General features: G+C 49.1%; 15 protein-coding genes and 1 riboswitch. Of the genes, 1 reads left to right on the top strand and 14 read right to left on the bottom strand.

Annotated features, from left to right (window positions below):
- Nucleotides 1–137: 137 nt before the first annotated feature.
- Both pflA and pflB read right to left on the bottom strand, forming a co-directional pair.
- The gene (pflA, locus tag OUY18_RS08375) at nucleotides 138–899 is read right to left on the bottom strand and encodes a pyruvate formate-lyase-activating protein (RefSeq protein ID WP_268058313.1); all 762 of its coding nucleotides are present in this window, start codon (nucleotides 897–899) and stop codon (nucleotides 138–140) included.
- The gene (pflB, locus tag OUY18_RS08370) at nucleotides 899–3130 is read right to left on the bottom strand and encodes a formate C-acetyltransferase (RefSeq protein ID WP_268058312.1); all 2232 of its coding nucleotides are present in this window, start codon (nucleotides 3128–3130) and stop codon (nucleotides 899–901) included. The genes pflA and pflB overlap by 1 nt, the downstream gene beginning before the upstream one ends.
- Nucleotides 3131–3218: 88 nt before the next feature.
- Nucleotides 3219–3306, bottom strand: a riboswitch (ZMP/ZTP riboswitch).
- A gap of 157 nt (nucleotides 3307–3463) precedes the next feature.
- Between pflB and OUY18_RS08365 the strand changes: the two genes are divergently transcribed.
- Entirely contained in the window at nucleotides 3464–4510 is a 1047-nt protein-coding gene (locus OUY18_RS08365) for a hypothetical protein (RefSeq protein ID WP_268058311.1), read from the top strand.
- 275 nt (nucleotides 4511–4785) lie between these two features.
- Here OUY18_RS08365 and guaA read toward each other — a convergent pair whose 3' ends face one another.
- The 12 genes from guaA to glnA form a co-directional block, all read right to left on the bottom strand.
- Nucleotides 4786–6321 (bottom strand): glutamine-hydrolyzing GMP synthase, encoded by a 1536-nt coding sequence (gene guaA / locus OUY18_RS08360; protein WP_268058391.1) that lies wholly within the window; start codon nucleotides 6319–6321, stop codon nucleotides 4786–4788.
- 43 nt (nucleotides 6322–6364) lie between these two features.
- Entirely contained in the window at nucleotides 6365–8191 is a 1827-nt protein-coding gene (glmS, locus tag OUY18_RS08355) for a glutamine--fructose-6-phosphate transaminase (isomerizing) (RefSeq protein ID WP_268058310.1), read from the bottom strand.
- 76 nt (nucleotides 8192–8267) lie between these two features.
- On the bottom strand, nucleotides 8268–9545 hold the full coding sequence (locus tag OUY18_RS08350; RefSeq protein WP_268058309.1) for an adenylosuccinate synthase: 1278 nt from the start codon (nucleotides 9543–9545) through the stop codon (nucleotides 8268–8270).
- A 162-nt stretch (nucleotides 9546–9707) separates the two neighbouring features.
- Nucleotides 9708–11138: an adenylosuccinate lyase gene (gene purB, locus OUY18_RS08345; RefSeq protein WP_268058308.1), complete on the bottom strand. Its 1431-nt coding sequence runs from the start codon at nucleotides 11136–11138 to the stop codon at nucleotides 9708–9710.
- Nucleotides 11139–11161: 23 nt separating this feature from the next.
- Nucleotides 11162–12595 carry an amidophosphoribosyltransferase gene (gene purF, locus OUY18_RS08340; protein ID WP_268058390.1) on the bottom strand — a complete coding sequence of 478 codons (1434 nt, stop codon included), beginning with the start codon at nucleotides 12593–12595 and terminating at the stop codon, nucleotides 11162–11164.
- A 34-nt stretch (nucleotides 12596–12629) separates the two neighbouring features.
- Nucleotides 12630–13334 carry a phosphoribosylaminoimidazolesuccinocarboxamide synthase gene (purC, locus tag OUY18_RS08335; protein WP_268058307.1) on the bottom strand — a complete coding sequence of 235 codons (705 nt, stop codon included), beginning with the start codon at nucleotides 13332–13334 and terminating at the stop codon, nucleotides 12630–12632.
- Nucleotides 13335–13363: 29 nt separating this feature from the next.
- A complete protein-coding gene (gene carB, locus OUY18_RS08330) occupies nucleotides 13364–16579 on the bottom strand; it encodes a carbamoyl-phosphate synthase large subunit (RefSeq protein ID WP_268058306.1) in 3216 nt (1071 codons plus the stop codon).
- Entirely contained in the window at nucleotides 16576–17652 is a 1077-nt protein-coding gene (locus OUY18_RS08325; protein WP_268058305.1) for a carbamoyl phosphate synthase small subunit, read from the bottom strand. The genes carB and OUY18_RS08325 overlap by 4 nt, the downstream gene beginning before the upstream one ends.
- Before the next feature lie 66 nt (nucleotides 17653–17718).
- Nucleotides 17719–18948: an LL-diaminopimelate aminotransferase gene (locus OUY18_RS08320; RefSeq protein ID WP_419196130.1), complete on the bottom strand. Its 1230-nt coding sequence runs from the start codon at nucleotides 18946–18948 to the stop codon at nucleotides 17719–17721.
- Between the two features lie 14 nt (nucleotides 18949–18962).
- Nucleotides 18963–19802: a diaminopimelate epimerase gene (dapF, locus tag OUY18_RS08315; RefSeq protein ID WP_268058304.1), complete on the bottom strand. Its 840-nt coding sequence runs from the start codon at nucleotides 19800–19802 to the stop codon at nucleotides 18963–18965.
- Nucleotides 19803–19813: 11 nt separating this feature from the next.
- Nucleotides 19814–20356, bottom strand: coding sequence for an ANTAR domain-containing response regulator (locus tag OUY18_RS08310; RefSeq protein ID WP_268058303.1), 543 nt, complete (start codon nucleotides 20354–20356; stop codon nucleotides 19814–19816).
- A 6-nt stretch (nucleotides 20357–20362) separates the two neighbouring features.
- Complete coding sequence (gene glnA, locus OUY18_RS08305; RefSeq protein ID WP_268058302.1) at nucleotides 20363–21694, bottom strand: type I glutamate--ammonia ligase; 1332 nt, start codon at nucleotides 21692–21694, stop codon at nucleotides 20363–20365.
- Between the last annotated feature and the right edge of the window lie 194 nt (nucleotides 21695–21888).

The following is a 21888-nucleotide window of genomic DNA, read 5'->3' as shown; positions in this document are numbered from 1 at the left end:
CCGAAACAACGGGAGCCTCTTTGCTTTCTATATTTATCCCCAAAATCCATGATGCTGTGGCTTATCCCACTCAATTCTTAAGTATGTATCACTTTTTACTCTTAGCATAATTCCTTATACTTCCGAAACGATTGCGTTCAGGAGTTGAATTTATAAGCCCGGTTGGGAAAGCAGAAGGATTCAGCCTTTTCCGGAAGGTGATTTTCAATGATTCGGTAGAGTTCCTGAATCTCTGCGTCTGTGCATTCGCCGTAATCACTGAGCGGAAACGGAAGGCCCATCGCCTGATATTTGCTTACGCACAGCTTCCGGAACGGCAGCAATTCCAGCCGCTGCAAATTCGAAAACCGGGCGGCCAATTCCGCAATTTTCAGGATAGGTTCCGTGCCGTCTGTCAGCCCCGGCACAACGACATGCCGAATCCACAACGGCACTTTCAGATTTTCTGTTTGCTTTAAAAACCGCAGCACCGTATCCATATTTCCCCGGCAGTAACGCAGGTAGTCCTCTTCATTGGAAAACTTCAGGTCGCAGAGAACCAGATCGGTATGGAGCAGCACCGAACGGGCGCCCTCCGGGTCGCCGATACCGGCGGTGTCCAGCGCCGTATGGATTCCCTCACAGTGAAGCCGGCGGAACAGCTCGGAAACGAACGCCCACTGCATCAGCGGCTCTCCGCCCGAAACGGTAACGCCGCCGTTTTCCGCAAAATAGGGTTTACAGCGCAGAATCTTTTCCACCACTTCGTCCACCGTGTATTCTGCTCCGGCGGGACTCCATGTGTCCGGGTTGTGGCAGTAGGCGCAGCGCAGCGTGCATCCCTGCAAAAACACGATAAAGCGCAGCCCGGGGCCGTCCACGGCTCCCAGACTTTGAAAAGAATGAACCCTGCCTTTCATCACATCGCCTCGTGGAAAGTGCGGGAAATCACTTCCCTCTGCTGTTCCTTGGAAAGCTTATGAAAATTCACGGCATAGCCCGACACGCGGATCGTCAGGTTCGGATAACGGTCCGGGTGCTCGTAAGCCTCGATCAACGTTTCGCGGTTCAGCACGTTCACGTTGATGTGATGCGCGTTTTGCAGGAAATAGCCGTTCAGAATGGAAACCAGGTTTTTATGGCGCTCTTCGTCCGTATGACCCAGTGCCTGCGGCACAATGGAGAACGTGTTGGAAATACCGTCTTTGCAGATATCATAGGAGAGCTTGGCAACCGAATTCAGCGAGGCGAGCGCGCCGTTCTTCTCGCGGTTGTGCATAGGGTTCGCGCCGGGAGCAAAGGGCTCTCCGGCTTTTCTGCCGTCCGGAGTTGCTCCGGTCTTTTTGCCGTAGACGACATTGGATGTAATCGTCAGAATGGAAAGTGTATGCTCCGCATTGCGGTAAGTCGGGTGCTTTTTCAGCGCTTCAAAGAACAGCTTCACCTGTTCCTGCGCAATGGAATCCACGCGGTCGTCGTCGTTGCCGTAAGCGGGATATTCGCCGATGGTTTCAAAGTCCTTGATCAGCCCGGACTCGTCGCGGATGCATTTCACTTTCGCATGTTTAATCGCGGAAAGAGAATCGGCCAAAACCGACAATCCTGCGACACCAAACGCCATGAAGCGGTGTACATCGGTGTCGTGCAGTGCCATCTGTGTCTTTTCGTAGGCGTATTTATCGTGCATATAATGGATGATATTCATTGCGCTTACATAGGTTTTCGCCAGCCAGTCGCGGTAAAAGGCCATGCCCTCCACGACCTTGTCATACTCAAGGATGTCGCCCTGATAAGGGGTGCGCGCCGGGGCAACCTGCCGCGCGCTTTTTTCGTCTCGGCCGCCGTTCAGGCTCATGAGCAGAAGCTTCGCAAGGTTTGCCCTCGCCCCGAAGAACTGCATATCCTTCCCCAGCCGCATTGCCGAAACACAGCAAGCGATTCCGTAGTCGTCGCCGAATTTCGGACGCATCACGTCGTCGTTTTCAAACTGAATGGCGTCCGTGTCGCAGGATACTTTCGCGGCAAAGCGCTTAAAGCTTTCCGGCAGTTTGTTGGACCACAGAACGGTGAGGTTCGGTTCGGCCGCAGAACCCAAATTGTACAGCGTGTGGAGCATGCGGAAGGAGCTCTTTGTTACCAACGTTCTGCCGTCCCCTCCCATGCCTCCGACCGACTCGGTAATCCACATCGGGTCGCCCGCAAACAGCTCGTTGTATTCCGGCGTGCGAAGGTGCCGCGCCATGCGCAGCTTCATAACGAAGTCGTCGAAAATTTCCTGCACCTGCTGTTCCGTAAGAATGCCGTTTTTCAGATCGCGTTCAAAATAAATATCGAGGAAGGTGCTGACGCGCCCAAGGCTCATGGCGGCGCCGTTCTGCTCCTTGATTGCACCCAGGTAGCCGAAGTACAGCCACTGCACCGCCTCTCTGCCGTTTGTTGCAGGCTTCGAGATATCGAAACCGTATAGGGCGGCCATTTCTTTGAGATACCCTAAAAAGGTGATCTGCTGGTACAATTCCTCCAACTGCCGGATATGGTCGGCATCCATGATCTGTGTGCCGATTTGTGCTTTGTCTTTCTTCTTCTCCTCAATCAGCCGGTCAATTCCGTAGAGTGCGACCCGGCGGTAATCGCCGATAATCCGCCCTCTTCCGTAGGCGTCCGGCAGGCCGGTAATAATTCCGCAGTGGCGTGCCGCGCGGATTTCATCGGTATAAGCGCGGAAAACACCGTCGTTATGGGTGGTGCGGTACTTAAATTCCTTCTCGACTTCCTCAGAAAGCTTGTATCCGTATGCTTCGCACGCTTCGCGCGTCATTCTCAGCCCGCCGAAAGGATTCACCCCCCGCCTTAACGGCCGGTCGGTCTGGAGTCCTACGATAATCTCCCGTTCCTTATCGAGATAGCCGGGGCGATAGCTCTTTACCGAACTGACAGTGCGGGTGTCAACGTCAAGAACACCGCCAAATTCCCGTTCCAGTTCCAGCAAATGATTCAGTTTTTTCATCAGCGAGTTTGTCCGCTCCGTCGCTGAAGCAAGAAATTCGCCGCCGCCCTCGTACGGCGTGTAATTTGTCTGGATAAAATCCCGGACATTCATTTCAGTTTCCCAGCATCCGCCGTTAAAATCTTTCCATGCCTGTTCGCTCATAAACTCTCCTTCTGTTTTCAAGGCATCCGGTTTCCCCTGCCACTCTCTTAAAATGAAATAAAAAAAGAGCGGCATTTGGCTAAAACCAAGATGCTGCCCAGACGGTCGGCTCAAGTACAAGGCTTTTTTCCCCTGTGGTTTTGCATCCACATAATCCGTCAGTAATAAAAGCCCGTTTTATTGTGTTTTTATTATAAGGTATCCGGTCGGTATTTGTCAACCGTCGGAAGTACTTTTTACACGAAGTTTCCTTGTACGAAACCGAAAGTATGAATTGAACACAACAAGAAATAATAACGTTATCATTGAATCATGGAGGATAATGAATTTCATATGAAAGTGAAAACAGCATGTGCAAAAATGTTATCCATATTTCTTGTATTTTCCCTGCTCACGGCATGCGGCTCAAAGCAGTCTTCCCAATCAGGGTCTTCGCAGACGGAGTCATCAAAATCAGATTCGGAGCCGGAAAAAGTTCCTTCCGATTTAACAGACCTTGAAAACAACATTGAAATGATCATAAAAACACTGAACGGGCCGGCGGTTCAGGTAAAGCAGGAAGCGCAGCAGGGCGGCAAAGGGATGGAGTCCGGGCAGAGTAATACAAGCTCACAGGAAAGTAAGGATACGCAAGGAAATCAAAATTCGAATGGTATCCAAAGTTCTCAGGGAAACCAAAATTCGCAGGGAAGCCAAAGTTCGCAGCAGGGACAGCAGCAGAGCCAGCCGTCTAGTTCCAGCCAGCAGAATCCGATGGAAATGATTCCCAAACTTGTAGATAAGATGCACTATCAATGGAATAATTTAATGCCTGAGGCTATTAAAAAAGGCGCTAAAAAAGATCTGGTTAATAATTTCGGCACAGCACTAAATAACCTGTCCGGCACAATTACCAGCAAAAACAAAATGGATATCATGGTGGCTACAAACAACCTTTATGCCTATATTCCGGATTTATATTCTCTTTTCAAGACAAAACCTTCCCCGGAGATAAAGAGAGTCCGGTACTATTCGAGAAGTGCCATTCTGAACGGATTAACAGCCAACTGGACGCAGGCGGATTCGGATATCACCAACCTGAAATCCGTCTGGAGTCTGTATAAAAACAGCCTGAACAAAGAACAGCAGGAAATTGCAAACAAGCTGGATCTATCGATCATGGAACTTGAAAAAGTGGTTAAAGGGAAAGATGCACAATTAGTCAATATAAAAGGAAAAGTCGAGTTATCAAACACCGAAGATTTGGAAAAAGCGGTTGAAGGCCAATCGGGCGGACAGTCCAGCAGTCAGCAATCCGGCGAACAGTCCGGCAGCCAGGAATCCGGTGGAGGGCAATCCAGCAGCCAGGAATCCAGCGGAGAACAGACCAGCAGCGAATAAGCAGGCAAAGTGAATGAGTTGATCCATCCGTGTGCCTGCATCAGCAAAAACTGAGCACCCAGCAATGATATGCCGGGTGCTCAGTTGCTTTTGTGCTAAAGCTCCAAGTGAAAGCTAGCGTCTTTAGGCGCTGGCCGGTAACTTGGGCTTATAGCCCATGTGCAAACTACCCGTCAAACGGGTAGTTATGATTGTTAATGCACTCAAAGTGTACTCGAAGAGCAAAGAAAACATCGAAAACCCAGCAATTATGCGGGTTTCCGATGTTATTTTATTTATTCCCACTCGATCGTGGCCGGCGGCTTACTTGTAATATCATACACGATACGGTTTACCTGCTTTACTTCATTAATGATGCGGCTGGAGACTTTTTCCAGAAGATCGTACGGAATCCGCGCCCAGTCTGCCGTCATAAAGTCGGAGGTTGTTACGCCGCGCAGGGCGATGGTGTTGCTGTAGGTTCTGCCGTCCCCCATTACACCCACGCTCTTTATGCCGGTCAGAACAGCAAAATACTGGTTGATCTTTTTATCCAGCCCGGCAAGTGCGATTTCTTCGCGGAAAATCGCGTCGGCATCCTGCAGGATAGCAAGCTTTTCAGCGGTAATTTCGCCCATGATACGAATGCCGAGCCCCGGACCCGGGAAAGGCTGGCGCCAGACAAGCGGCGCCGGGATACCCAGTTCCAAACCGACCCTGCGGACTTCATCCTTAAATAAATTGCGCAGCGGCTCTACAAGGCCGGTAAAGCCGACGTCGTCCGGCAGTCCGCCGACATTGTGATGGCTTTTAATCACCGCGGCGTCACCGGTTCCGCTCTCAACCACATCCGGATAAATGGTGCCCTGACAAAGATAATCGACATGGCCGATCTTCTTTGCCTCCTCTTCGAACACCCGGATGAATTCCTCACCGATAATCTTGCGCTTTCTCTCCGGTTCGGTAACGCCCTTCAGCTTGGATAAAAAACGTTCCTGCGCGTTTACCCGAATCAGATTCATGTCAAACTGTTTGCGAAATACGGTTTCGACATCGTCGCCTTCGTTTTTGCGGAGCATACCGTGGTCCACAAAAATACAGGTCAAGTTTTTCCCTATGGCCTTATGAACCAGAAGGGCCGCTACCGAAGAATCCACTCCGCCGGAAAGCGCGCAAATAACTTTTTTGTCGCCTACGGTGTCTTTGATGTGCTGTATGGTCTCCACGGCAAAGGATGCCATTTGCCAGTCGCCCCTGCAGCCGCAGATATTGTATAAAAAGTTCTTTAATATGTCGTTTCCGTGGACAGTATGCTCCACTTCCGGATGGAACTGTAAAGCATATAATTTCCTTGCGCCGTTCTCCATTGCGGCGACCGGACATGCATCGCTTACTGCAGAAATCCGGAATCCTTCCGGCACTGCCGAAATATAATCCGTGTGGCTCATCCAGCAGACTGAATTCTTCTCTATATTCTGAAACAGCGCGCCCGACTCCTGAAATTCAACCGGAGTCTTTCCGTATTCGCGAACCTCGCTGCTGCTTACCTTACCGCCGAGTAAATAGGACATCAACTGCGCGCCGTAACAGATACCTAAAACAGGGATACCCAGTTCAAAGACCTTTTTGTCACAGACAGGAGCATTTTCCGCATAAACGCTGTTCGGGCCGCCGGAAAAAATAATCCCCTTATAACCGGCCGAACGAATTTGCTCCGCATTCGTTTTATAGGATTTTATTTCACAATATACATTTAAATCACGAACCCGGCGCGCAATCAGCTGACTGTATTGCCCTCCAAAATCGAGAATCAATATTGCTTCGTTTTTCATCATATTCGTCGCACTTCCATTCTTTGAACTGTTTTCAGGTTCCTTATTCCACTGTTACCGATTTTGCGAGGTTACGCGGCTTGTCGATATCGCAGCCCTTCATGGACGCGACATAATAGGCGAAAAGTTGTAACGGAATGACCGCCAGCGAAGGCTGCATCATTTCACAAAATTCGGGAACATAAAGCGCATAATCGGCTACCTGCTCAATTTTTTTATTGTGTTCGGTCGTTAGGCCAAGCACCACAGCGCCGCGGGCCTTTACTTCCTTCACATTGCTGATCATCTTATCGAAAAGCGCATCCTGCGTTGCCAAGGCGATCACAAGCGTTCCGTCTTCAACAAGCGATATTGTACCGTGTTTTAATTCTCCCGCCGCATAGGCGTCGGAATGAATATAAGAGATTTCCTTCAGTTTTAAGGAGCCTTCAAGAGACATCGCATAATCCAGATTTCTTCCGATAAAAAATACATCTTTCACGTTGAAAAACTGGGATGCAAGATATTGAATCTGTTCTTTATTCTCTAATGCCTCAGAGATTTTATCCGGCAGGGCCTGCAGTTTGGCAACATAATCGGCATATTCCTCCGCCGATAAGACTCCGAGCTTATCCGCAAAATAAATAGCAAGCAGATAGACGACCGCCAGCTGTGTACTGTAGGCTTTCGTCGTCGCAACCGCAATTTCGGGGCCGGCCCAGGTGTAGATAACATCGTCGGAATCGTTCGCAATCGAGCTTCCTACAACATTTACGATGGAAAGCGTCCTTGCGCCGAGATGCTTTGCTTCCCGAAGCGCCGCCAGCGTATCGGCCGTCTCGCCGGACTGGCTGATGACAAGCACCAGAACCTTATCATCCAAAATCGGCTGACGGTACCGGAACTCGGAGGCAACGTCCACCTCTACCGGAATTCTTGTGAACTTCTCCAAAACATATTTGGCAACTACACCTACATGGTAAGCGGAACCGCACGCAACAATATAAATTTTTGAAAAGCTCTTAATCTGCTCTGCCGTTAAAGTAATATTGTCCAATACGATTTTCCCGTTTTGAATTCTGGGAGAAATCGTGTCCCGAACGGCCTTCGGCTGTTCCATAATTTCCTTGGCCATAAAATGCTGATAGCCGCCTTTTTCGGCAGCGGAAACATCCCAGTCGATATGGCTCGGCTCTTTTGCAACAATTTCTCTGTCCGTGTTGTAAACCGTAACGGAATCCCGTTTCAGAACCACAATTTCATTGTCGTTCAAACGATAAATATCCCTGGTTTTGTTCAGGATGGCGGTAATATCCGAAGCGATAAAGTTTTCGCCCTTGCCTAGCCCAACAATCAGCGGGCTGTCTTTGCGCACGGCAATAATCTGGCTTGGATCGTCCGCGCAGATGATACCGAGGGCATAGGAACCCTCCACCTTGTTAATCACTTTGATGACCGCTTCGAGAATATCGCCTTTATAATAATACTCCAAAAGCTGCGCGATTACTTCCGTATCGGTTTCCGAAACAAACATCTTGCCTTTTTTCATCAGCAGATCCTTTAAAGCAAGATAATTTTCGATAATTCCGTTATGAACCACGGCAAACTTTCCGGAATCGCTTACCTGAGGATGGGAATTGATGTCCGACGGTTTCCCGTGTGTAGCCCATCTGGTATGGCCGATCCCTACTGTGCCGGGAACGTCCTTCCCCCCGTTGATCATGTCACTTAAAACCTTAAGTCTGCCCTTCGCTTTGACAACCTGCAGGGAGGTCCCGTCGTAAACAGCAACTCCGGCCGAATCATAGCCGCGGTACTCCAGCTTTTCCAAGCCTTTCAGCAAAATAGGCGCCGCCTGATCGTCTCCGATGTATCCAACAATTCCACACATATTATACACCTTCTTCGGTTAATTTAAAATCAAGGAAACGCCAGCAAGGGAATGCTGGCGCTCTATTATATGAAGCTTATCTGTAAATAATATCTTCGCGTGACGGACCGTTGGAAACAATCCTGATCGGAACGCCGATTGCTTTCTCCGCAAATTCAATGTATCTGCGTGTATTTTCCGGCAAATCCGCATAATTCTTGATTCCGCGGATATCGCATTTCCAGCCAGGCAGCTTTTCGATAACCGGCTTGCAATGCTTTAACTGAACGGTCGACGGGAAAGAATCAATCCTCTTTCCGTTCAGTTCATAAGCGACGCAGACCGGAATTTCATCCAGATATCCAAGCACATCCAGCACCGTTAAGGCAACGCTGGTTGCACCCTGCGCCTGGCAGCCATAACGGGAAGCGACTAAATCCAGCCATCCCATTCTGCGCGGACGGCCGGTCGTGGCTCCGAATTCGCCGCCGTCTCCGCCTCTGCGGCGCAGTTCGTCTGCTTCGTCGCCGAAGATTTCGCTGACGAATTCACCCGCGCCCACCGCACTGGAATACGCTTTCACAACCGCTATGATCTCTTTGATTTCATAGGGCGGAAGACCTGCGCCGATCGCGCCGTAACCGGCCAAGGTGGAAGACGAGGTTACCATCGGATAAATCCCGAAATCAGGGTCCTTTAACGCGCCCAACTGGCCTTCCAGAAGGATGTTCTTTCCTTCCTTAACCGCATTATGAAGAAGCGTAAAGGTATTCGCTACATACGGCTCAAGCAGTTTTTTGTATTCCATCAGCTTATTGTAGACTTCGTCCACCGTAAGCTTCGGCTGATGGTATAAATTTTCATACAGAACATTTTTTAACGTAATGACATGATCGATTTTCTCTTTTAGCGCTGCCTCGTCATCGTACAATTCGCTGATCTGAAAACCGATCTTAGCGAACTTATCCGAATAAAAAGGAGCGATACCGGACTTTGTAGAGCCGAAGGAATGCGCGGAAAGACGTGCTTCTTCAAACGTATCGAGCTGAATATGGTAGGGCATAACGAGCTGCGTGCGGTCCGAAATAACGATATTCGGTTTCGGAACCCCACGTTCCTCAAGAGATTTCATCTCTTTGACAAAATTCTCTACACTCAGCGCCACGCCGTTGCCGATAATATTTGTTATATGGCTGTAAAAAACGCCTGACGGCAATTGATGCAGCGCAAATTTTCCATAATTGTTGATAATGGTGTGACCGGCATTGCTGCCTCCCTGAAACCGGATGACGATATCGGATTGGGCGGCTTCCACATCGGTGATTTTACCCTTTCCTTCGTCTCCCCAGTTCGCACCAACAATTGCTTTAATCATAAAACTTTCACTCCGCCGTGCCGCAACGGATTTTGCGAATTAACTGCCCCTGCGGCCATATTTAGGCAGTAATTGTTAACAACAACTTTATAATCATATCACAATTGCAAGAAAAATCAAAGCGGAATCAAAATAAAAATTCCTTCCGAATTTCTTTGCATTTTATAAATTTATTTCCGGCTTATCCTCCGGTATAAAGCTGTATTTTTGAATAAACGGATTGACAACTTCGGCAATAAACTCTTCCGTTTGCTGCGGAGCCCTGCCGACATACTTCTCCGGGCTTACGATTTTTTGCAGTTCCTCGAAAGTCACGCCAAAAGCCGGGTCGGCGGCAATGCGGCTTAGCAGGTCGTTTTCCCCGCCCTCTTCCTTTATCACACGGGAAGCCGCCATGGAGTGAACACGAATCCGTTCGTGAAGCTGCTGGCGGTCGGCACCGCGCTTTACGGCATCCATCATAATGTTTTCCGTTGCCATAAACGGCAGTTCACGGAGAAGATGCTGGTTGATTACCTTCGGATAGACCACCAGACCGTCCGCCACATTGGCATACAGGTTTAAGATTCCGTCGACGGCCAGGAAGGCCTCCGGCACACTGATGCGCTTATTGGCGGAATCATCCAGGGTGCGTTCAAACCACTGGGTCGCTTCGGTAATGCAGGGATTCAGGCTGTCGATAATAACATAGCGGGAAAGCGACGCGATCCGTTCGCTGCGCATCGGGTTGCGTTTATAGGCCATGGCCGAGGAACCGATCTGATTCTTTTCGAACGGTTCTTCCACTTCCTTCAAATGCTGAAGCAGGCGGATATCATTTGAGAATTTGGCGGCGCTCTGCGCAATACCGCTTAAAACGGCAAGCATCTGGCTGTCGAGTTTCCGGGAATAGGTCTGGCCGGAAACCGCAAAACAGGAAGAGTACCCCATCTTCTCCGCAATCATCTTGTCAAGCTTTTTTACTTTACTATGGTCACCGTCGAATAATTCCAAAAAGCTTGCCTGCGTACCGGTTGTCCCTTTCGAACCCAAAAGCTTTGCCTTGGAAAGCTGGTATCCGACATCCTCCAAATCCATCATTAAATCCTGAATCCAAAGGGTTGCGCGTTTCCCCACCGTGGTCGGCTGGGCCGGCTGGAAATGCGTAAACGCCAGCGTCGGCAAATCTTTATATTGTAAAGCAAATTTGGATAATACGCGAATCACACCGACCAGTTTATTCCGGACAAGCTTCAGCGCGTCCGTCATAACAATAATGTCCGTGTTGTCGCCCACATAGCAGGAGGTCGCACCCAGGTGGATAATCGGCTCCGCTTTCGGGCATTGCTGGCCAAACGCGTAGACATGAGACATTACGTCGTGGCGTACAACCTTTTCGCGGGCTTCGGCAACGTCGTAATTGATATCGTCGGCATATTGGAGCATTTCGTCAATCTGTTCCTGGGTAATGTTCAGCCCAAGCTCTTTTTCAGCCTGTGCCAAAGCAATCCACAGCCTGCGCCACGTTCTGAATTTCTTATCGGGTGAAAACAGATATTTCATTTCCGCGTCCGCGTAGCGGGACGATAACGGCGATTCGTAGCTATTTTTCAATTCTTATTCCTCCAAATGGAAAATTACAAACGTTTTATCGGTATGTTATAATCATAATTTTTGTTCGCTATTAAATAGTCCGGAACCGGTGCGGGATATTTCCCGGAAAAACAGGCGTCGCAGTATCCCATTCTGCCGCCCATAAGCTTCGCCAGATTTTCAACGCTTAAAAAAGCAATGGAATCCGCATAACTCATTTCCCCGATCTCCTTAATGCTGTGCTGGCATGCAATAAGATCGTCCTTTGAGGGGATGTCCGTGCCGTAATAGCAGGGCCACAGGAACGGCGGCGAACTGATACGAAGATGGACTTCTTTCGCCCCCGCGTCTTTCAGCATGGAAACAATGCGGCCGCTGGTCGTTCCCCGGACAATGGAATCGTCCAGCATGACGATGCGTTTCCCTTTTACGCAGTTGGAAAGCGCGTTCAGTTTAATTCGTACGCTGCGTTCCCTTTCCGACTGGTTCGGCTTAATGAAGGTCCTGCCGATATACGTATTTTTTACGATTCCTTTTTCGTACGGAATACCGGATTCCTCACTGTACCCGAGCGCGGCGTCGATACCGGATTCGGGTACGCCGATGACGATATCCGCTTCAACCGGAAGCTGTTTCGCAAGAAGACGTCCGGCCTGTTTGCGCGCTTCATAAACGCTGATTCCGTCGATAATACTGTCGGTTCTGGCAAAGTAAATATACTCAAAAATACAAAGGGATTTTTCCACATCAACGGGGTCCCTGAAGGAGCGCATTCCGTCCTGGTCAACGACAACGACTTCGCCGGGCTCCACGTCGCGTACAAATTCGGCTCCGCAGGCGTCCAGCGCACAGGTTTCGGAAGCAAAAACCGTGGAATTTCCGATTTTACCGATGCAAAGCGGGCGGAAACCGTGCGGATCGCGCGCGGCAATCAGTTTTTGCGGGCTCATGACGACCAGAGAGAAAGAACCCTGAATTTTCGGAATGGTACGGCGCACCGCTTCTTCAATGGAAGGGGCGTCCACGCGTTCCCGCGCGATCATATAGGCGATGACTTCCGTATCGATCGTCGTCTGAAAAATACAGCCCCTGCGTTCCAGAACCTGATGAAGCTCGTAAGCGTTGGTTAAATTCCCGTTATGGGCGATCGCCAGTGTGCCTTTAATATAACGCATGACGAGCGGCTGTGCGTTTTCACGCACACTGCCGCCCGATGTGGAATAGCGGACATGACCGACCGCCATCTGCCCCTCAAGACTGTCCAATATCTTATCATTAAATGCTTCCGTAACAAGGCCCATATCCTTAGAGTAAGAAATGACGCCGCGGTCACAGACCGCAATGCCGCAGCTTTCCTGCCCTCTGTGCTGCAATGCCAGAAGCCCGTTGTACGTTGCATAGGCAGGAACAACCTCGCCTTCGGAATAAATGCCGAATACCCCGCACTCCTCGTGCGGTTTAAAAACATCATAATCCATTACAGAGCTGTTCAAAAACTCACCATCCTATAAATTATAAGCCGATGCGCTTCATTACCTCGGCATAAGCCTCTTCAACTCCGCCTAAATTTCGGCGGAAACGGTCCTTGTCCAGTTTTTGATGCGTATGGACATCCCAGAAACGGCAGGTATCCGGGGAAATTTCATCCGCAAGGATGATTCCTTCCGCACAGCGGCCGAATTCCAGTTTGAAATCAATCAGTTCAATGTTTACGGACAGGAAGAATTCCTTCAGGATTTCATTGATCTTCAGGGACATTTCACTGATCTGATCAATTTCCTCTTTCGTTGCAAAATCAGCCGCAAGAATATGGTACTCGTTTACCATCGGGTCGCCCAGATCATCGTTCTTATAGCAGAATTCCAGAACGGTGGACTTCATGGGCGTGCCTTCTTCCATGCCCAGTCTTGTTGCAAGGCTGCCGGCCGCTTTATTGCGGACGATCACCTCAAGAGGAACAATCTCTACTTTCTTAACCAGGGTTTCCCGGTCGCTCAGTTCTTCCACATAATGGGTTTTAATGCCTTTTTCCTCCAGCATTTTAAACAGGAAGTTCGACATCTTATTATTCACAACGCCTTTGCCGTGAATCGTACCCTTTTTCTGGCCGTTGAAGGCGGTGGCATCATCCTTGTAATCGACAATGCAGTAATTTTTGTCGTCCGTGGCATAAACCTTTTTTGCCTTGCCCTCGTAAAGAAGCTCACATTTTTTCATTGTAAATTCCTCCTGTATTTTTTCTATATTTAGATAAAGTTTAAAAACGTAGAAACCTTTGTTATGTCGATGACGGAAAGCTGGGTTGTATCCACATGCCGGGCGCAGGTTAAAAATGCATTGGCGGTATCCAGGGAAGTCAGGCACGGAATGCCGCATTCCACCGCGTTTCTGCGGATTTTATAACCGTCGCGGTTGTGTGCCACACCCTTGGAAGGGGTATTGATTACCAGATCGATTTTTCCGGATGTGATGTGATCAAGGATATCCGGGGTTCCTGTTCCGATTTTATTGGTCCGTATGGTGGGAATGTCATTATCGTTAAAGAAATCAGAGGTTCCCGGCGTAGCGTAGATCGTCCAGCCAAGGTCATACAACCCTTTCGCAATTGGCAGGGCTTCGTCCTTGTCAACATCCTTGACCGTGAAAATGACCCTGCCTTTTCTAATCATGTGAACACCCGCGCCGTAAAACGACTTAATGAGCGCCTCGTCAAAGGTTCTGGCAACGCCAAGCACTTCGCCGGTCGATTTCATTTCCGGCCCAAGGTTTACATCCGCGCCGTACAGCTTTTCAAAAGAGAAAACCGGCATTTTAATGGCGATTAAATCCCGTTCTTTCTGCAAACCGTAATTGTATCCCATCTCCGGAAGCGTCTTCCCGAAAAAGGTTCCGACAGCCAGCGGGACAATCGGGATGCTGGTTACCTTGCTGATATACGGTACCGTTCTGGAAGAACGCGGGTTCGCTTCAATTACGTAGACTTCATTATCTTTTACAATAAACTGGATATTTAAAAGTCCCTTTACTTTTAATGCCTTTGCAAGACGGCGGGTATACTCCACAATCAGTTCCTGCATTTCCTTTGCCACACCGATGGCCGGGTAGACGGAAATACTGTCTCCGGAGTGGATACCGGCGCGTTCAATATGCTGCATGATACCCGGAATAACGGAATCAATGCCGTCGCAGACGGCGTCAACCTCCACTTCCGTACCCATGATATATTTATCCACCAGAATCGGATGCTCCTGTGCGATCCGGTTGATAATGCCGATCTGCTCAACGATGTCCTCGTCCGAATAGGCAATATGCATTCCCTGACCGCCCAGGACGTAGGACGGCCGAACGAGCACCGGGTAACCCAGCTCATTCGCCGCTTTGATGGCTTCCTCGCAGGTAAAGACCATCCGTCCTTCCGCGCGGGGGATTTTGCATTCATTTAAAATCGCGTCGAAACGCTCGCGGTCTTCCGCTTCGTCGATGCTGTCGAAGGAAGTACCGAGAATCGGGATGCCCATTTTCTCGATTGCCCCGGCAAGCTTAATGGCCGTCTGGCCGCCGAACTGCACTACAGCACCGTCCGGTTTTTCCAGCTGCGCAATATGGAGCACGTCCTCTTCCGTTAAAGGTTCAAAGTACAGTTTGTCTGCAATATCGAAGTCCGTACTAACCGTTTCCGGATTGTTGTTTACAATGATGGTTTCGCAGCCCATGTTTTTCAAAGCCCAGACGCTGTGCACCGAGCAGAAATCGAACTCGATTCCCTGCCCGATGCGGATCGGCCCGGAACCGATAACCAGAATTTTCTTCCGGTCGCTTTTGGCACAGGATTCATTCTGAATTCCGTAAGTCGAATAGTAGTATGGGGTTTCCGCGTCAAATTCCGCCGCGCAGGTATCGACCATTTTGTAGACGGGATGGATATTCCACTCTTCTTCCAGCGCCCGAATCTCTTCCTCGGTTTTTCCGCTCAGCTTCGAAATCGTCTTATCCAGGAACCCGAAATCCTTTGCTTTCAAAAGCAGGTTCCGGTCGATCGGCTGAACCGCAAAAGCTTTCTCCACCTCAATAATGGACAGCAGTTTGTCGAGGAACCACAGATCAATTTTCGTAATCTCATGGATTTTATCCGCGGAAATCCCGCGCCTTAACGCTTCCGAAACGACCCAAAGCCGGCGGTCGTCCACTACGTGAAGACGATCCTCCAGTTCCGCGTTCGGCAAGGACTGTAAATGTTCATCCATCAGGCTGAAGACATTCTGCTCCAGCGAACGGATGGATTTCATTAACGCGGCTTCAAACGACGGCGCGATTCCCATCACTTCGCCGGTCGCTTTCATTTGCGTACCCAAGCTGCGTTTTGCGTATACAAATTTATCGAAAGGCCAGCGCGGAATTTTCACAACGCAGTAATCGAGCGTCGGTTCAAAACAGGCAAACGTCTTTTTCGTAATCGCATTGCGGATTTCATCCAGCGTATAACCGAGCGCAATTTTGGAAGCCACCTTCGCAATCGGGTACCCCGTCGCTTTGGATGCGAGCGCAGAGGAACGGCTGACACGCGGGTTAACCTCAATCACGCAGTATTCAAAGCTCTTCGGATTTAAAGCAAACTGTACGTTGCATCCACCTTCAACTTTTAATTCGGAAATAATGGAAAGAGACGCGGAACGAAGCATCTGCGTTTCCTTGTCCGCGAGTGTCTGGCACGGCGCGACGACGATGGAGTCGCCGGTATGGACGCCGACCGGGTCGAAGTTTTCCATGTTGCAGACGGTAATGCAGTTTCCGTTATGGTCGCGCATGACCTCGTATTCAATTTCTTTCCAGCCGGAAATGCAGCGTTCGATCAGCACCTGATTCACGCGGCTGCGGTGCAGGCCGAGGGAAGCAATCGTAATCAGTTCCTCCTCGTCGGCGGCAATGCCGCCGCCGCTTCCTCCAAGGGTATAGGCCGGGCGCACAACAACCGGATACCCGATTTTTCGGGCTATTTTCACACAGTCTTCAATATTTTCTGCAATTTCGCTTTCCGCACAGGGCTGATTGATTCGCTCCATTGCCTCTTTAAAAAGCTCACGGTCTTCCGCCATGCGGATGGTGTCGGCGTTCGTACCGATCATTTCCACGTTATTTTCCTTTAGGAAACCGGATTCCTCCAGTTCCACCGCAAGGTTCAAAGCGTTCTGGCCGCCGAGGGTCGGCAGGATACTGTCCGGATTTTCTTTCAGAATGACCTTTTTAATTGTCTCCACGGTTAGCGGCTCAATGTAAACCTTATCGGCAATCTGTTTGTCGGTCATAATCGTCGCAGGATTGGAGTTGATCAGGATAACCTCCACGCCCTCCTCGCGGATTGCGCGGCACGCCTGCGTTCCGGCATAGTCGAATTCGGCCGCTTGGCCGATAATAATCGGGCCGGAACCGATGATAATGACTTTTTTAATTTCTTTTCTCTTCATAGACGGCTTCCTCCTATTAACTTAATAAACTCATCGAAAAGAAAGCCTGTGTCAAGCGGGCCGGGGGAAGCCTCCGGGTGGAACTGAACCGAAAAAACTTTCCCGTTTTTATAAGTTAATCCCTCAATGCTGCCGTCGTTCATACTGATACAACGGATGTCGGCTACTGAAGGATTAATTGTTTCGCCATTAACCACAAAGCCGTGGTTCTGAGAAGTAATGTACACTCTGTTCGTTGTTAAATCCTTAACCGGGTGGTTAATACCTCTATGGCCATATTTCAATTTATAGGTGTCAAAGCCCTGCGAAAGAGCCATCAGCTGATGGCCTAAGCAAATTGCAAAGGTTGGAATACCGTATAAGTAGACTTTTTTAAGCTCAGAAATTGCCTTCACGCATTCCTTGGGGTCTCCCGGTCCATTGGAAAGCATGACGCCGTCCGGTGAAAAGGACATCATCTCCTCAAAAGAGGCATCGTATGGAAAACATTTCACCGTGCATCCCCGTTTCACCAGCGAACGGATGATATTGCTTTTCACCCCGTAGTCCGCCAGCGCAATCTTAATTGGGCCGTCGCCGTAAATCTTGGATTCCCTGCTGCTCACAACGGGAACATAGGATTCCATCTCGAACGCGTCAAGCTGCTTTTTCATGGACGCAATATCAAAATGATCCCTAAAAGCGATCATGCCGCGCATGGTGCCGCTTTCACGGAGAATTTTTGTAATCGCCCTTGTGTCCAAACCTTGAATTCCGGGAATGCGGTTCTGTTTCAAAAACGTATTCAAATCCACATCACAGCGGAAATTGCTCGCCGCACCGGAAATAGAATGGACGATAAACGCACGAAGCCACGGCCTCGTGGATTCCGCGTCGTCATAGCAAATACCGTAATTTCCAATAAGAGGATAGGTCATAACAACGCCCTGTCCCGCATAGGAAGGGTCCGTCAGCAGCTCCGTGTATCCGCACATTGCGCTGTTAAATACCACCTCACACAGTACGTCATGTTCGTCGCCAAAGCCTGTCCCCTCAAAGGTCATCCCATTTTCAAGCATCAGCAATGCTCTCATTCAATCACCAACCATTCTTATTAATCAACCGCTTATCTATAATAATCATAAATAAACAACAAAATATTACGCCTGAAAAGACTGCGTTATTCGTTCAATCGCTTTTTCGGTGTTTTCCCTGGTATTAAAGGCGGTCAGGCGGAAAAATCCTTCCCCGCTGATTCCGAAACCGGAGCCGGGTGTACCGACAACGCCGGTCTTTTCCAGCAGCAAGTCAAAAAATTCCCAAGAAGATAACCCGTTCGGCGCTTTCATCCAGACATAGGGGGAATTTACGCCGCCGTACGCTTCAAATCCGGCCTTTTGCAAGCCTTCTTTAATGATCTTTGCATTGTTAAGGTAGTATTCAATATTTTCTCTTACCTCGCGTTTTCCTTCTTCGGAATACACCGCTTCGGCTCCGCGCTGAACCACGTAGGAAACGCCGTTCATTTTTGTGGACTGGCGTCTGCCCCAGAGCTTGTTCAGGGACACCCCGTTAAAAATCAATTCCTTCGGGATAACCGTAAACGCGCAGCGCGTACCGGTAAAGCCCGCCGTTTTGGAAAAACTCCGGAATTCAATCGCGCACTTCTCTGCGCCTTCGATTTCAAAAATACTGTGCGGCATATCCTCATCCGTAATAAACGCTTCGTAGGCCGCGTCATAGAGAAGAATCGATTGATTTCGCAGGGCATAGTCGACCCATTTTTGCAGTTCTTTGCGTCCGATCCCAACCCCGGACGGGTTGTTCGGAAAACAAAGGTAGATGATATCGGCGCGTTCGTTCGGAATCCGCGGCAGAAAACCGTTTTCCCTGGAACAGGGCATATAAACAATTTTGCTCCAGCCGGCGCCTTCACGGTATTCGCCTGCCCGTCCCGCCATAACATTGGTATCGACATAGACAGGATAAACCGGGTCGCAGACCGCGACGACATTGTCAACATCGAAAATATCGCCGATACTGCCGGTGTCGCTCTTCGCGCCGTCGCTGACAAAAATCTCATCCTTGTCGATTGCCACGCCGCGCTTCTGATAATCATTTTCCGCTATTGCAGAACGCAGGAATTCATATCCTGCCTCCGGCCCATAACCGCGGAAGGTTTCCATGTTTCCCATTTCCTCGGCTGCTTTCTGCATAGCGGTAACGACCGCTTTGGGCAGAGGGCGGGTAACATCCCCGATCCCCATGCGGATGATTTCCACTTCCGGATGCTGCTTCGAAAATTGATCGACTTTATTAGCAATATCCACAAACAAATAACTGGGGGGCAGTTTCATAAAATTCTCGTTTACTTTCAGCAAGCTATCCATTCCCTTCGTCCGTTTTATTTCGATAAATTGACTGTTCCTTCAAACACAAATTCGGCGGGGCCCTGCATAAAGACGGTATCTGTCTGATCGTCCCATTCTATGCTTAGGTCGCCGCCTTTAAGGTGCATTTTTACTTTTCTGCCTGTTTTATGATTTACCGCACAGCTTACGGCGGAAGCGCAGGCACCGGTCCCGCAGGCCCATGTTTCGCCTGAGCCGCGTTCCCAAACGCGCATTTTCGCTTCGCCGGAATTCAATACCTGTACAAATTCGATATTTGCCCTGTCCGGAAAAATCGGATTATGCTCCATTTTGGGGCCGATTTTTTCAATCGCAATCCTCTCAACGTCGTCTGCAAACAAGATACAATGCGGGTTGCCCATAGATACACAGGTTATTCGGTATTCGACTCCGTCAACGGTAATCGGCTCATCAATCACCGTTTCTTTCGGAAACTGAACCGGAATCGCAGCGGAACGGAAAACCGGTTTCCCCATATCGACTTTTACGGAACGCACGATTCCGTTTTTTACGTCCAGATACAGCGTTTTCACGCCGCTCATGGTATCGACTTTCAGCACGTCCTTTTTTATAAGGCCGCGTTCGTAAACATACTTTCCTACACAGCGTATGCCGTTGCCGCACATCATTGCACGGGAGCCGTCGGCATTGTAGATATCCATTCGGCAGTCGGCCCTGTCGGACGGTTCAATTAAAATAATCCCATCGGAGCCAACGCCAAAATGACGGTCGCTTAGTTTTATCGAAAGTTCGGATGGATTTTCAATTTTCTCCTCAAAGCAGTTAAAATAGAGATAATCGTTTCCTATTCCCTGCATTTTGGTGAATTTCATTCGTATCCTCCTTACATATCCAGAATAATCATTGCCGTTTCAATCATTTTTTTCCCGGAATCCATGCTTTTTTTCTGTATAAACCGATGCGCCTGCGCTTCCGTAAAATGATTGCGCGCCATAATCCGGTTTTTCGCCTGCCCGATCACCTGTTTTTCATCAAAATTTCCTTCCGCCAGCTTCTTTTTGATGGTGAGGCTGCTGGAATCGGAGAGATTCAAAAGCATATTCACGGAGGAAATCAAATCCATACGGTTAACCGGCAGGATCAGGCTGGCGCAGGAAAGCGTTTCGGAAACATTCGCCTGCTGTGATTTCAGCAGGAATAGAAAATCATAATTCGGCCCTATAATCTCCGGAAGGTTCAGCGCGGACATATCCGTTAATTTCGCGCTGCAAACAATCACCCCTCCATGATAATGCCGGTTGGCAAAATCGATTGTCTGTGAACCGGTTGTACAAACGCAGCCGACATTCAAACCGGAAGTCCGGAGTACGGCGGCAATTTTTTTAGCGCTATCCGCGATGGCATTCGCTACAAGAACACTGCTCATATGCCGTCAAAATTTATTCAGATATTGGTCAAGCTCCCATTGCGTAACCGTGGTTGAATATTCATACCATTCCTTTTCCTTCGCTTCAACATATTTGTTGAAGACATGGTCTCCCAGCACTTCACGGATAAACGGGTCCGCCTTCATTTCATCAATTGCATTTTTCAAATCAGAAGGCAGCGCGTCAATTCCCGCGGCCTTTCTTTCCTGCTCATCAATATCGTAAATGTTGGTTGTCACCGCATCCGGGGGCGTCAGATTGTTTTTGATTCCGTCAAGCCCCGCCGCCAGAAGGACGGCAAGCTCCAGATAAGGGTTGCAGGCTGAATCCGGATTGCGCAGTTCCACGCGGGTGCCGAGGCCTCTTGTGGCGGGCACGCGGATTAATGCGCTGCGGTTGCTTAACGTCCACGCAATATTGCACGGCGCTTCATAGCCGGGAACCAGCCGTTTATAGGAATTAACCAGCGGATTCGTAAGCGCACACATGCCCTTAATATGCTTCATAATGCCCGCGATAAAATGATAAGCAATCTGGCTCAGTCCGGACTCGCTTTTCGGATCGTAGAAAACATTTTCTCCGTTTTTAAACAGAGACATATTCGTATGCATTCCGGAACCGTCGCGGCCATAAACCGGCTTCGGCATAAAGGTAGCGCAAAGCCCGTGCGAATCCGCACAGGATTTTACAACCATCTTAAAGGTAAGGATATTATCCGCGGCGGAAAGCGCCTCGCTGTATTTAAAATCGATCTCATGCTGCGCAATCGCCACTTCATGGTGGGAAGCTTCAATCTCAAAGCCCATTTCCTCAAGGTTCAGGCAGATATCCCTGCGCGCGCTTTCCCCCAAATCGGAGGGGCCAAGGTCAAAATATCCGGCGGTGTCGTGGGTAATGGTCGTAGGATGTCCGAATTCATCCGTGTTAAACAGGAAGAACTCACACTCCGGCCCGACATTGAAGGTATAGCCCATGTCCGCCGCTTCTTTAAGCGCTCTTTTCAGAACATAACGGGGGTCGCCCTCAAACGGGTTCCCGTCGGGGGTGTAAATATCGCATATCAGGCGGGCGACTCTGCCGTGCTGGGTATGCCACGGAAAAATAACAAACGAGTCAAAATCCGGCCTCAGGTACATGTCCGACTCTTCAATCCGCACAAAGCCTTCAATAGAGGATCCGTCGAACATACATTTATTATCCAGAGCCTTTTCAATCTGGCTGGTTGTAATCGCAACATTTTTCAAGGTACCGAATATATCCGTAAACTGAAGACGAATGAATCGTACGTTATTCTCTTCGATCATACTGATAATATCATTTTTTGTATATTTACTCAAACCGACACCTCCCCAAAAATAAAATAACAAGGCTGGTCTTTTGCGAAAACCTCCTTGTCATCGTAATTTGATATTAGTTATATTCTATTCTATTTGGCATTACGTGTCAATCATTTTTGAATTGAAAGGTTCATTTCATTTTTATGCACAAATTTTTTATTGATACCGATGATTTTCCGTCTTTTTGCAGTATT

Origin of the sequence: Caproiciproducens galactitolivorans (assembly GCF_026672255.1) — a bacterium.
Classification (GTDB): Bacteria; Bacillota; Clostridia; order Oscillospirales; family Acutalibacteraceae; genus Caproiciproducens; species Caproiciproducens galactitolivorans_A.
The sequence above is the reverse complement of the archived record's forward strand: the minus strand, read 5'-3'. Positions and strand labels throughout refer to the sequence as shown.